11 protein-coding genes and 1 pseudogene are annotated in these 13,782 nt (G+C 41.1%); 7 read left to right on the top strand and 5 right to left on the bottom strand.

Annotated features, from left to right (window positions below; translation table 11 throughout):
• The first annotated feature begins 57 nt into the window (after nt 1–57).
• From FSB73_RS14910 to FSB73_RS14895, 4 genes are all read left to right on the top strand, one after another.
• Nucleotides 58–990 (top strand): ABC transporter ATP-binding protein, encoded by a 933-nt coding sequence (locus FSB73_RS14910; RefSeq protein WP_146783840.1) that lies wholly within the window; start codon nt 58–60, stop codon nt 988–990.
• A gap of 14 nt (nt 991–1,004) precedes the next feature.
• A complete protein-coding gene (locus FSB73_RS14905) occupies nt 1,005–2,309 on the top strand; it encodes an ABC transporter permease (RefSeq protein WP_146783837.1) in 1,305 nt (434 codons plus the stop codon).
• A gap of 36 nt (nt 2,310–2,345) precedes the next feature.
• Nucleotides 2,346–3,035 (top strand): helix-turn-helix transcriptional regulator, encoded by a 690-nt coding sequence (locus FSB73_RS14900; RefSeq protein WP_146783834.1) that lies wholly within the window; start codon nt 2,346–2,348, stop codon nt 3,033–3,035.
• Between the two features lie 137 nt (nt 3,036–3,172).
• On the top strand, nt 3,173–3,682 hold the full coding sequence (locus tag FSB73_RS14895) for a DinB family protein (RefSeq protein ID WP_225974050.1): 510 nt from the start codon (nt 3,173–3,175) through the stop codon (nt 3,680–3,682).
• Nucleotides 3,683–3,958: 276 nt separating this feature from the next.
• On the opposite strand, the gene FSB73_RS14890 is transcribed toward FSB73_RS14895, so the two are convergent.
• The 3 genes from FSB73_RS14890 to secA all read right to left on the bottom strand — a co-directional run bounded on the left by FSB73_RS14890 (nt 3,959) and on the right by secA (nt 8,199).
• A complete protein-coding gene (locus FSB73_RS14890; protein WP_146783831.1) occupies nt 3,959–4,159 on the bottom strand; it encodes a helix-turn-helix transcriptional regulator in 201 nt (66 codons plus the stop codon).
• A gap of 2 nt (nt 4,160–4,161) precedes the next feature.
• A complete protein-coding gene (locus FSB73_RS14885; RefSeq protein WP_146783828.1) occupies nt 4,162–4,590 on the bottom strand; it encodes a hypothetical protein in 429 nt (142 codons plus the stop codon).
• Between the two features lie 267 nt (nt 4,591–4,857).
• The gene (gene secA, locus FSB73_RS14880; RefSeq protein ID WP_146783825.1) at nt 4,858–8,199 is read right to left on the bottom strand and encodes a preprotein translocase subunit SecA; all 3,342 of its coding nucleotides are present in this window, start codon (nt 8,197–8,199) and stop codon (nt 4,858–4,860) included.
• Nucleotides 8,200–8,840: 641 nt separating this feature from the next.
• Here secA and atpG point away from each other — a divergent pair.
• From atpG to purE, 3 genes and pseudogenes are all read left to right on the top strand, one after another.
• Nucleotides 8,841–9,722, top strand: a complete 882-nt coding sequence (gene atpG, locus FSB73_RS14875; protein ID WP_146783822.1) for an ATP synthase F1 subunit gamma — start codon at nt 8,841–8,843, stop codon at nt 9,720–9,722.
• A 152-nt stretch (nt 9,723–9,874) separates the two neighbouring features.
• Nucleotides 9,875–11,446, top strand: a complete 1,572-nt coding sequence (gene scpB / locus FSB73_RS14870; RefSeq protein WP_146783819.1) for an SMC-Scp complex subunit ScpB — start codon at nt 9,875–9,877, stop codon at nt 11,444–11,446.
• A gap of 146 nt (nt 11,447–11,592) precedes the next feature.
• Nucleotides 11,593–12,131 (top strand): annotated as a pseudogene (gene purE / locus FSB73_RS27675) (5-(carboxyamino)imidazole ribonucleotide mutase).
• 137 nt (nt 12,132–12,268) lie between these two features.
• On the opposite strand, the gene FSB73_RS14860 reads toward purE, so the two are convergent.
• Complete coding sequence (locus FSB73_RS14860; protein WP_192904062.1) at nt 12,269–13,069, bottom strand: S1/P1 nuclease; 801 nt, start codon at nt 13,067–13,069, stop codon at nt 12,269–12,271.
• Nucleotides 13,070–13,242: 173 nt separating this feature from the next.
• Complete coding sequence (locus FSB73_RS14855; RefSeq protein ID WP_146783816.1) at nt 13,243–13,677, bottom strand: DUF4293 domain-containing protein; 435 nt, start codon at nt 13,675–13,677, stop codon at nt 13,243–13,245.
• Between the last annotated feature and the right edge of the window lie 105 nt (nt 13,678–13,782).

Genomic DNA, 13,782 nt, shown 5'->3' with positions numbered 1-13,782 from the left:
AACTTCACAAAAACAATGGTATTTTCGTAAAGGTTAACCCACAACTATTCAATAATTATGGCAATACTTGAACTATCGCATCTTAAAAAATATTATGCAACCCAAAAAGCGGTCGACGACGTAAGCTTTTCCATAGAACCTGGGCAGATATTTGGTTTATTGGGGCCGAATGGCGCCGGTAAAACGACCTTACTTCGTATGATTACGGGTATTTTCTATCCGGATGAAGGCAGTATCGTATTTGATGGCAAGAAATTCGATCCGGAAAATGATATCCAGAAGATTGGTTATATGCCGGAGGAAAGAGGCTTGTACAAAAAAATGAAAATCGGCGATCAGGCCATGTTCCTGGCCCGGCTAAAAGGGTTATCCCACAGTGAGGCACTGCAAAAAATCAAATATTGGTTTGAACGCCTGGAAATGCAAAGCTGGTGGGATAAAAAGGTGGAGGATCTCAGTAAAGGGATGAGCCAGAAACTTCAATTTGTAATTACCGTCTTGCATGAGCCTAAGCTAATTATACTGGATGAACCATTTAGTGGTCTGGACCCCGTGAATGCTAATCTGATCAAAGATCAGATTTTTGAACTGGCCAGCCGCGGCAGTACCGTAATTTTTTCCACCCACCGAATGGAACAAGTAGAAGAAATCTGTGATCAGATCGCCTTAATTAATCTAGGTAAAAAAGTTTTGGATGGTAAAGTCGCTGCTATCCGCCAACAATATAAGGAGCACCTTTATGAGATCAAAATCGATCAACCGGCAAGCCAAATTGGTGCCTGTGATATTTTTGAGCCAGTTAACCTGGCGGAAAATAAAATGATTGTCCGCATAAATGATGCTTATACTGGGAACGACCTACTCCGTTATTTTCTGGATAAAAACATCCAGGTTGCCCATTTTGGAGAAATCCTACCCTCACTCAATGAGATCTTTATCCGACTAGTACATGGGACGAGTGCCGTTACCCGAAGTTTCCACAACATTTAAATCGCTGAACTTTCATGAATAAGATATTCTTAGTATTAAAAAGAGAATTTTTAAGCCGGGTACAGAAGAAAACCTTTCTGCTGGTCACCATCGGTTTACCTGTACTGATATTCGCCATTTATGCGGCTATTTTTTATTTTAGTGTCCATAGCACCTCCAAGACCAAAATCATGGTAGTGGATAATGCCGGTTTGTTTAAGGACACCATTTCTAACAACGCCAAGGATGTTGTTTTTGAATTTACGAAAGGCGTAGCAAAATCCGATTTAGAAGCAAAAGCCAAAAATAAAGACATTGACGGGTATGTAGTAGTACCTGCCGATGCAACGCTGGATGACAAGATCAATCTGATTACCGGTTCCAAAATTGGTATTATGACCAGGGAGTCTATTACCAGTGCCATTCAGTCCAGACTGGAAAAACTTAAAATGGATGCCTTACCCGTTTCCCAGGATCTGCTCAAAAAAGCAAAAACGGAAAACAAAGTAGATTTTGTCAATGTCAATGATAAAAATGATTCCGGCATGAGAGCCGGCGTCAGTTACGGCGTGGGTATTTTTTGTGGTATTTTGATCTATATGATCTTATTATTATATGGCACCTCTGTCATGCGCGGTGTTATGGAAGAAAAAGTAAGCCGTATTGCCGAGATCGTTGTCAGCAGTATTAAGCCATTTCAACTAATGATGGGTAAAATTTTGGGGATCGGTGCTGTTGGTCTGTTACAATTCCTGATATGGATCGTGCTGGGCGTAGGACTTAAACTATTACTCATCCCTATCCTATTTCCCGAAGCCTCCCATATGGTTGCCAGCGGCGCCATGGGCGCTGGTGGTTCTGGTGCGGATATGGCAGCAGTCATGCAGGCATTCAATACCATTAATTTCCCGTTGATCATAACCATGTTCTTTGTTTATTTTCTGGGTGGCTATTTTATTTATGCCTCTTTATTTGCAGCCATCGGTTGCTCTGTTAGTGACGGGCAGCAGGATGCACAAGGTTTGCAATTACCCATCACCTTACCAATTATTATTGGTTTTGTCATTATGATGCAGGCAGTCAACAATCCAACCAGTGGCCTGGCGGTCTTTGGCAGTCTATTTCCCCTGACTTCACCCATAGTCATGATGGCCCGGGTAACCCAGGGTGTACCCGACGCAGTCACCTGGTGGGAACTGGCACTGAGTATTATTTTGCTTTTCGGTTCCTTTATCTTTACCACCTGGTTTGCAGGTAAAATTTATCGTACCGGCATTCTGATGTATGGCAAGAAGCCAACCTGGAAAGAATTGATTAAGTGGGCCTTTCGAAAAAATTAAGCCTTTGCGTAAACCTTAAAAAATCTGAATAATCCCGTGAACAGACTAGATCGCCTCTTCGCTATCCTGGTTTTACTGCAATCAAAAAAGTTTGTTACTGCAGAGCGCATCAGTGAAAAGTTCCAGATCAGCGTAAGAACCGTTTATCGGGATGTCAAAGCCCTTACGGCCTCTGGTATCCCGATTAGTTATGAGGCGACCAGGGGGTATTTTATCGTTTCCGGGTTTTTCCTTTCTCCTGTTGCCTTTAGTATGGAAGAATCCAGTGCGCTACTTCTCATGGAAAAGATGGTCCGCGCACTGGCTGACAAGGCCACCGCTATCCAGTATACCAATGCCATGACCAAAATCCGTGCAGTAATGAAGGGCAATCAACTGGAGCTCTTAGATGTACTGGATGAAAGTACGCAATTGCAATTTCAGGATATATGGCAACTACAGGAGAACTTCATTCCTAAAGTTCAACAGGCAATTGCCCACAAAAAACAATTGGAAATCAGCTATAAGGACAAATCAGAACAGCAAAGCGTGCGTTTAATAGAACCTATCGGTCTTATTTTCTATGCATTTGGCTGGCATGTGATTGCCTGGTGTCATTTAAGGCAAGACTACCGTGATTTTAAACTCAACCGGATTTTGTCTATGAAAGAGCCAGGCGGTGGGTTTGAAAAAACGGACCACCTTCCGGTCAGTCATTTTATGGACAATTTACCCGTTAAGTATTGAAAATAGACAATTACTGCCCTCAATGCAAAGCATCATTTTTCTGCCAGGTCCAACTTTTTTTAAACATAGAAATCAGACTGACATAGGGTTGTCAGTGGCCTGTATTTTCTTTGTTATCAAATCAAAAAATATTATCAATGGAAACAAAAATTGAAATCATTCCCGCTTTAGTAAAAGAATTTGAAAATGAAAACCGGACCACCCGTGCAATGCTCTCTCGTATTCCAGATACGATCTATGACTGGCAACCTCATCCCAAAAGCATGACGGTCAGTCGCTTAGCTAGTCACCTGGCAGATCTTGCTTCTTGGCCTCAAATGGTGCTGGGCAGCGAAGGACTTGATTTTGCTGCCAATCCCTATAACCCACCTGTACCCAATAATACAGCTGATCTTTTAAAGGCATATGACAAATCCTACGAGACAGGGCTTAGCGCGCTAAAATCCGCCACTGATGCTGATCTTATCAAAACCTGGACACTAAGTAATGGTGGCCACGTTCTAGCCGCTAATAATAAACTTGAAACGCTGCGCATGGTGTATTGTCAGATTGTCCATCACAGAGCCCAAATGGGTGTCTTTTTACGACTCAATGATGTCCCTCTTCCTCCTAGTTACGGCCCCAGTGCTGATGAAGGAAGCCTCTAAATCCCAGACAAACCAGTCTAATGCAGGTGACTGAGTGGCACATTTAATTGTTTGATCTGCCCCTTTTAACAGGTCCAAAAGGATATAATAATGGTCGTTGATTCATCGACTTTTCAATTTTCAGGCCCGTTGGCAACTTAGATAAGTTGCCAACGGGCCTGAAAATTTTATGTGATTTGTATGGGCTATACGGTATTGCTGCAAACAACACTCCAATTACTTTTCAAATTATTTTGCTAATTATTGCTCTTTTTCTCTCGCTTTTGATTCCTGAGCTTAATCTGTGGGATCCAGTTTAAAAATCTCTTCTACCGGCTTTTCAAAATATCGGGCAATTTTTAGTGCTAGTACAGTGGAAGGAACATATTTTTTCTTCTCAATGGCATTAATCGTCTGTCTGCTGACACCAATTATCTGGGCCAGTTGTTCCTGAGTAATATCCCTAATCGCTCGTTGTACTTTAAGTGTGTTGGTCATATTTATGAACGCTTACTGCGTATCAGCAGATAATTGAAACGGATGATATAGAAAAACAATATAGTAAACATATTGACTGCAATAATATTTAAAAAACTCCAACTATAGAAAAGCAGGTTGCAGAAAAACAAGATCAGGTAATTGACCAGGATTGCCCACATGGAAGAGGAGAGCCTCAGTTTTTCTATAAATTCATCCTCTTGTTTCTCTTTGGAAAATACGATCAGTAGCGCTCCGGCTAACATACCTGCAATCAGTAAGGTAGGCACTATATCAAAATAGACGTTCTCGTAGAATACATTCATAACATAGCTCAAAAACTGGTGGTCATTAATGATATACCACTTTAAAAGTCCCAGTACCAGACAGGGCAAAAGCAAAATCCAGCCGATTTTCTTATAGCGGTAAGACAACAATAATTGTGATTTCATAGCATCTATATTTTGAGCAAAAGTAAATAATACTTTACATTTTATCAATTATTTTTTACTATAATTAGCTCTGTTATGGCTGGAAATCCATTTTATGGTCTATTTGGTACACATAAATCCTACAAGTCCCTATTAATTATCCGTCATCAAACGCAAAAAAGAGCGTCGCGCTAAGTCTTTTTGATGGACTCAGCACAACGCTCTTTTTGAAATTACCACTTTTGTAATCCGAACGCCGGCTTTTATCCTTGGCGCCCTCCACAGCTTTTAAGCATCTTTGCCATGGCAATTTTTATATTTTTTGCCGCTACCACAAGGACATGGGTCGTTACGACCGATTTTAGGGCCTGCGATAACCGGTTGCTGCTTCACATTTTCACTGGGGTCAAAATAATCATTCTCATTGGCGGCATAATCACTGCCAGCCGCATCCACCGCCTCTTTGTTCACATTCAGCTTACTTAAATCCGTTTTCTGCTCATGTCCTTCATGAATCTGATTGGTATTGCCTTGCTGCACTTCTACAGGAATATTGGAATGAGACAGGAAGGTCACGATCTCTACATTTACCTCACTGTTCATCTTGGCAAACAGCCCAAAAGCCTCCTGTTTATAAATCACCAACGGATCCTTTTGTTCATATTGAACGGTCCGGACACTTTGTTTTAAATCATCCATGGAACGCAGGTGTTCTTTCCAGGCATCATCAATAAAGCCCAGCATCAATGTTTTTTCCAAAGCATTCACTAGCTCGCGTCCTTCAGATGCCAGTGTTTTTTGCATGGGCGCCAATACCTGTAAGGCTTTTCTGCCATCTGCAAAAGGCACCACCACATTTTCAATCTTATCACCCTGCATCTTGCGGATATTCTCAAATACCGGATAGGCCGTCCTGGCAATTTCGTCCCGATGTTTCTGATAATTATCAAAGGCCTCTGCATATAACTCTTCAGTGAGTTCACTGATATTGCTTTTCCCGAAAGCAGCTTCAGTAATCTTGGTATCCAGTGCAAAATGTACGATTGCTCCTAAACGGAAACCTTCATAATCATTTGTTTCCTTATGATTCACCACCAGCATTTCCGCAACATAATAGAAAGCACTGTCAATATCCAGGGCCAATCTTTCTCCAAATAGGGCGTGATTACGTTTGGTATAGATGACGGTACGCTGTTTATTCATAACGTCATCATATTCCAACAGGTGTTTACGGATACCAAAGTTATTTTCCTCTACTTTTTTCTGAGCTCTTTCAATAGACTTGGTAATCATACCGCTTTCAATGGCCTCACCTTCCTTATAGCCGGCAAAGTCCATTACTTTGGCGATACGCTCACTACCAAACATACGCATCAGATCATCTTCCAGGGATACATAAAACAAAGAAGATCCCGGATCACCCTGACGGCCTGCACGACCACGTAACTGTAAGTCGACACGGCGGCTATCATGTCTTTCTGTACCAATGATGGCCAGACCACCTGCCTCTTTAACACCAGCTCCTAATTTAATATCCGTACCACGACCGGCCATGTTGGTGGCAATGGTAACAGCACCCTGCAAACCGGCTTCAGCCACCACCTGGGCTTCCTTACCATGTTGCTTGGCATTCAGGACATTATGCGGAATTTGTTTTTGACGCAGCATACGGCTTAAAAGCTCACTGATTTCAACCGAGGTAGTACCTACCAGTACAGGTCGTCCTGCCTCTGTGTATTCTACAATTTTACCGATAACTGCACCATATTTTTCACGCTTGGTCTTATAGACCAAGTCATGCTGATCCTGGCGAATAACGGGAACATTGGTGGGAATACTCACCACATCCAGTTTATAAATTTCCCAAAGTTCAGCAGCTTCTGTTTCTGCCGTACCTGTCATACCACAGAGCTTGTGGTACATTCTAAAATAGTTCTGTAAGGTAACGGTAGCATAGGTCTGGGTAGAAGCTTCGATCTTTACATTTTCTTTAGCTTCCAGGGCCTGATGCAGCCCATCTGAATAACGGCGTCCTTCCATGATACGCCCTGTTTGCTCATCTACAATCTTAACCTGGCCGTCCATAACGACATACTCATCATCTTTCTCAAATAATGTATAGGCTTTGAGTAATTGCTGTACCGTATGAATACGTTCTGTCTTAGCACTATATTCATTAAAGAGTTGTTCTTTGTGCGAGAGCTTGTCTTCAGGTGACAGACTTTCGTCTTTTTCGACACTTGCCAGCTCAGTGGCGATATCTGGTAAAACGAAGAAAGTTGGATCTTCGTTTAGCCCTGTCATGGCTTTGATCCCTTTGTCTGTTAATTCAACCGTATTGTTCTTTTCATCGATATAGAATAACAATTCTGCATCGGCTTTGGGCATTTCTCTTTGCTGATCTGCCAGATGATAGTTTTCTACTTTCTGCAGTTTTTGACGAATACCGGGTTCACTGAGATATTTGATCAGACTGCTGGTTTTAGGCAAACCTCTATGAGCCCTGAACAGGGCCAGGCCACCACCACCTTCTTTTCCGTCATCATTGCCTTCGGCTATTTTCTTTTTTGCTTCAATCAAAAAATTGTTACAAATCTGTCTTTGACGGGCGACCAATTGCGAAACGCGGTCTTTATATTCAAAAAACAACTGCGTTGAATTATCCTTACCCACTGGTCCAGAGATAATAAGTGGCGTACGGGCATCATCAATCAAGACACTATCCACCTCATCAATCATGGCATAATGGTGCTTGCGCTGTACCATTTCATCTGGATTGTGCACCATGTTATCTCTTAGGTAATCAAAACCAAATTCATTATTGGTACCATAAGTAATGTCACACAGATAAGCATTTCTTCTGGCAGGTGTATTAGGTTGGTGTTTATCAATACAATCAACCGTCAGACCGAGCCATTCATAAATGGGTCCGTTCCACTCGCTGTCACGACGAGACAGGTAATCATTGACCGTTACGATATGCACCCCTTCCCCTGCCAGTGCATTCAGGTAGGCAGGTAAGGTTGAAACCAACGTTTTACCTTCACCGGTAGCCATTTCGGCAATCTTACCTTGATGTAAAACCATACCACCTATCAGCTGTACATCATAATGGAGCATGTTCCAGGAAACCGGCACACCGGCCGCTTCCCAACTCGTATTATAGGTAACGTTTTCGCCATCTATACGCATATAGCTTTTATGTACAGCCAGTTGTCTGTCTAGATCCGTGGCCTTGGACACAACCTCATCGCTATCTTTGAAACGACGAGCTGTTTCTTTAACAACAGCAAAAGCTTCAGGCAGTATAATATTTAAAATTTCTTCAATTTTTTTATCGCGATCTTTTTTTAATTCATCAATCTCACGGTAGAGATTATCTCTGCCGCCCATATCTGCAGAAGGCAAAGCTTCGGCCGCCTCTTGTTTGGCCTGGATTGTCTGATCGATCTCGCTTAGGTGCGCTTTAATTCTGTCCTTGAATTCTACAGTTTTGCCACGTAATTCATCATTAGACAAGGACTGCAGTTTATCATATTGCTGGTTGATCTCTACTACCAGCGGCTGAATCTTCTTAACGTCCTTTTCCGATTTATTGCCACCGAGCAGCCTGCTTAATATGCCTTTCATTAATTTTTTTTATATTTGTTTGTATCTCGATTTTTAGCCCGAATGTGCCAAAATATGCCATTATTTCTAAAACACTTTCAAAAACAATGCTTATTGCGCCTATAGGCCAAATTGACAGTATTCGCGGTTGCAAATGTAGGGAATAATTTGGGAATAAAAACCCGTTCACTTAAGGGCTTACAGGCCCTTAAGTGCCTGTAAATACCCCACAACCCATGACGCCATGTGTGGCCTTTTAACCAATTATACGGCAGCCATTTTAACGGATTTGTCAACATTTAGTCTGCTAAAATAGCAGTTGTTTGTTTGGCGCAATCAATTTTATGCGGAAGGCCCGTTAGAGAAGGCCAGTTAGAGCAACCCCAAAAATGTGTAATTATTTATTATAATTTATGCTTGAAAAATAAGCTTATAATCTTTCAATACTTTACGAAAATTCAAGGTAAAAATCATATAGCATACAATAATAATATATAGGATGCCGTCATTGGCAAAATTGGATTATAAAGCACTGTATATAAGTAATATTACATATCTTATAAAAATTATTATAAAAAAATAAAGGTTGTTTACCTGAAAATGAGTTCAAATTTTGTCTTATTGAATGCTTTTGGTTACTTTTGCAGCCAAATTGAGAACCCATGTCAGGCCAATTAAAAGAAGTACGTAACAGAATCCATTCTGTGCAATCCACACAGCAAATTACAAAAGCCATGAAAATGGTGAGTGCAGCTAAATTACGCCGTGCCCAGGAAGCCATTACACAGATGAGACCCTACGCCCAGAAACTGCAGGAAGTGTTGAGTAATATTGTCAGCAGCCTGAGTGGTGAATCCAATATTCAGCTGGCTGATCACAGAGAAGTAGAGAAAGTTTTATTGATTGTCATCACCAGTGACCGTGGTCTGGCAGGTGCCTATAATGCGAATATCGTTAAAGCAGCTAAACAGGCTGCAGTAACCAAATATAAAGCAGCCTTTGAAAAGGGCAATGTTACCATCTGGAATATTGGGAAAAAGGGATATGAATCCTTAAGCAAAGCCGGATACAAAACCGATGCTACTTATAAAGACCTGTTTATCAACCTAAGTTTTGAAAATGTACAACAGGCAGCGCAGGCCGCCATCAAAGCCTTTGAAAACAAGACTTTTGATGCGATTGACATCGTCTATAGTGAATTTGTCAATGCAGCTGTACAGCGTTATGCTGTAGAGCAGTTCCTACCGATCCCCAAGATTGAAAGTAAGGGCGGCAAGAAAAACGTCGATTTTATCTTTGAACCTGAGAAGGAAGAGCTGGTCGCCCAACTAATGCCAAAAATCCTTAATACCCAATTATATAAAGCTGTATTAGACGCCCAGGCAAGTGAACATGGAGCGCGTATGACCGCAATGGATAAGGCCAGCGAAAACGCAAATGAAATCCTGCGGAATCTGAAAATATCCTACAACCGCGCTCGTCAGGCAGCCATTACAACTGAGCTTACTGAAATTGTGAGTGGGGCTGCTGCACTTCAGGGATAGGTATTTTCAGCTATCAATAATATAGTTGAGACAGAAAAGGAAGATTTACCGATGACAAATCAAATCTTCTCCTTATCTTTAGTTATAGACAAATTACAATCTTTTATAGACTGCAAGTTTTTTAGACTTGCAGTTTTAGTTTACGATAAGTTATGGAGTTAAGTGAAATTATACCACACATCGAAGCACTGATTTTTGCCAGTGACCGTCCATTGACCAATCTTGACCTGGTAGATCTGATCAATAATGCCTTTGGCTTTATGGAAGAAAAGATCACCCTGGATCAAATTGAAACGGCACTGGAAGGCATCAGAGAAAAATACAATAGTGATTTTTACCCCTTTGAAGTATTCCAAAGTGGCGGTGGTTGGCAATTTTTAAGTAAACCGGCCTATCACACCACTATCGCCCAATTAAATGGTGGCAAATTCTTAAAAAAGCTCTCCAATGCAGCCATGGAGACGCTCTCCATTATCGCCTATAAACAACCTATTACTAAAGGAGAAATAGAAAGTATCCGTGGTGTCAACAGTGATTATAGTGTACAGAAACTATTGGAAAAAGAACTGATCGTCATTTCTGGCCGAAATGAAGAACTTCCAGGTAAACCGTTAATTTATGAGACTTCCAAAAGCTTTATGGACTATTTTGGCTTGAATTCAACATCGGATCTGCCCAAAATCAAAGAAGTCCTCTCTGAACAGATTGAACCAACCCAACAACAAAGAACTACAGAGGAAAATGTGGACTTCGGTATTTTTCGGAAATTTGATGAGGAGAAACAGACCTCAGACACGGGCAATGAAAATGGTGAAAATGAAGATAATCCAGCATCTGATGTGATCAGTGCCGCTAGCACAGCTACAATAGCAGCCTCAGAACTGGAATTATCAGATGAACAAAGCAGAGAAAGCATGCAAGAAGCCACAGACGATCTGCAACAGGCATTGCATCCAGATATCAGTGATTTAAACGCAGCAACCGGCACTGAGGAAGCTGAATCATTGGATGATTCCACCTCAGACGAAGCAGACGAGGAGCTCGCTGACCAGGAAGCAGACTCAATCTTAACTGGCAATGGGGAGGATGAGGGTTTAGAAGAGGAGAAAGATGATGCTGAAGATGTGGAGGATGACCATGAAGACGACGCTGAAAATGAAGACGAAGATGAAGATGATGAGGACGATGACGATGATGACGAAGATGAGGAGGACGACGACGACGAAGATGAGGACGATGATGATGATGACGATGAAGTAGATGATGACGAAGATGAAGATGATGAAGATGATGACGAAGAAGAGGACGATGACGAGGATGACGAAGATGAGGAGGACGACGACGACGAAGATGAGGACGATGATGATGATGACGAGGAAGTAGATGACGATGAAGTAGATGATGACGAAGATGAAGATGATGAAGATGATGACGAAGAAGAAGAAGAAGAAGAAGATGAGGACGATGATGAGGACGATGAAGACGATGAAGTAGATGAAGTAGAAGATGAAGATGACGAAGTTGATGAAGATGATGAAGATGACGACGACGACGATGATGATGATGATGATGAAGATGAAGATGAAGATGATGAAGATGATGAAGATGATGACGAAGAAGAAGATGATGATGATGATGATGAAGATGAAGATGAAGATGATGAAGATGATGAAGATGATGACGAAGAAGAAGATGATGATGATGATGATAAAAAATCGCATTAATAATCTCTGGCAAAATGCGCCCAGTGAAGCAAAGCTTTAATCATTTAAGCTGTGCTGGTTTGGACGAGTAATGGTGTCAGTTTTATTATTGCGTTAGGATGGCATTTTTCAAAAAGAAGAAACCTTAATAAAGACTAATTTTAAATATGGCAGAAGATAATAACATACAACCAAAAGCACTGGTAGGCATTATTATGGGTAGTGACAGTGATCTAAAATTCATGCAGGATGCAGCACAAATTCTCAAGCATTTTGATGTTCCTTATGAGCTGACGGTTGTTTCTGCTCATCGTACCCCCGAAAGGATGTTTCAGTATGCCAAGGGGCATCAGAGAGAGGCATAAAAGTGATTATTGCAGGAGCCGGCGGTGCTGCCCATTTACCTGGCATGATCGCCTCTTTGACACATTTGCCTGTTATTGGTGTTCCTATTAAATCATCCAATTCTATCGATGGTTGGGATTCTGTATTGTCTATTTTGCAGATGCCCAATGGTGTGCCTGTAGCTACGGTAGCTTTGAATGCTTCCAAAAATGCCGGTCTGCTGGCAGCACAGATTTTAGGGACGGCAGATGCGCTGTATGCAGATAAGTATAAGGATTATAAGGAAAGTCTGAAAGATTCCGTTCAGGAAAAAATCAATAAACTTTCTTTTGATTGGAATAATGAATTTGACCAAAAATAAATGATAGCATATTTAGGTAAGCACTTGCATTCAATTGAAATAAACATATTGACACAAAAAGGGCAACGGTATTTACGTTGCCCTTTTTGTGTCAATATGCCTGTTAATTGATTGTAGATCCAATTAGAGCCCTCGAATTACCCCAGGATCTGATTTAAAATCTTTGCCAGTCTCAAACCACCATCCAATAATTGCGTGTTTAAGCGGTCAAAAAACAGATAATTATAATTATAGCTTAGGCGTGCACCGTCTGGTGTTTTATCATAAATCGCATCGGACAAAGCATGTGACTGGTAAAACCAGTCTTCTAATGAGCCAGATTGTATCTGCTCTATTTCATCTGCGTCCACTGTATCTATATTAGTCGCATATTCAGTATAACTCCATTTCTGATAGTCGATCAGTTGACTATCCCAAACCGTATGCAAGTTGGTTGGTTTACCGAACCAGGTTACCTTTATTTTATTGCCTCCTGCATCCTCATCTCTGCCCACATGTAAGGGCTGATGTAAATCACCAATGAAGTGTATTAAAAACCTAAGGGCGATCTGCCTTTGCTCTAAAGGCAGGTTTTTATTTTTTAAAAGATTTTCCATTTCGGGGATCTGGGTATAGAGGTTTTTCCCCTCCAGTCCTTCCAGATCATGGATAAAATCTGCTTTATCCAAATGGCCGGGCAAATCTACGTAATGCCAAGGACCTGTCTGTTTCCACTTATCAGTTGTATCTGATTTGATATAATCCGGCCAGTTGGCCCAAAAAGCCAGTGGCGCCCTGCCAATAAGTTTTTCCAGATTTTTTCTCGCCTTTTTAGTTAAATGCCTTTGTGCGATCTCAGCAATGATTCGGTGTCCTGTCAAACCCCAGGCCATGGCCGTTCCATTCATCCCTATTATGAGTGCGCTCCCTAACAAAAAATAACCAATAATACGTTTCATGGATATACTATTTTAATATCATAGCCTGGACTTTGAATCAAAGCCTTTAAATGGACAATTTTATAAAGCGTTGTAATCAGGGATGATATAATGTGAATAGTGATACCTCCCAAATGAAGGCCCATTCGCCTTCATTTTACCTTTATTCTTTATTTTGCCACTTTCCAAGAGATCTAACCTCTAAGTCTATCTGCCCGCTTCAGCAATTTCATATCCCTGCTAATGCCTCGAATCGCCATGATTATAAATATGGGTATCAGAAAGACAAATATGGAAGTAAGTGCCAGCGTACCACTACCAGGCAGAAAATGTGCATTGATTTCTTGATAGTAAAAGTAAAACAGCCCCAGGCTTAGCAATAGATCCACCACCGTCAGCAACATTTGTTGCTTTCTGTTTTTGTACATAAAGATGGCAATTAGAGACACCACTATTATTATAATTGTATCTGCAAAAACCAAAATAGAGGGATTATGCCCGTTTAGAACAATCTGAGGATGTTGCACGCCGTCACTTAACCAGGTGCCAACATAAAAGCCAAATTTCAGGGATAGCGCTGCCAGTATCACGACCACTAGCAGCCAAAAGGACTGAATACGCTGAATCATAGGAATATATTTTTAAAAACAATCCAAATAAAATAGATCCGGTTATGCAGTTAAAGATACAATTTATAGCCGGATAGTAACTGTGTTTAAATGAATTAAATTGTG

The sequence above is a fragment of the Arachidicoccus ginsenosidivorans genome (genome assembly GCF_007971385.1).
GTDB lineage: Bacteria > Bacteroidota > Bacteroidia > Chitinophagales > Chitinophagaceae > Arachidicoccus > Arachidicoccus ginsenosidivorans.
This window is presented reverse-complemented; position numbering and strand designations above follow the sequence as displayed.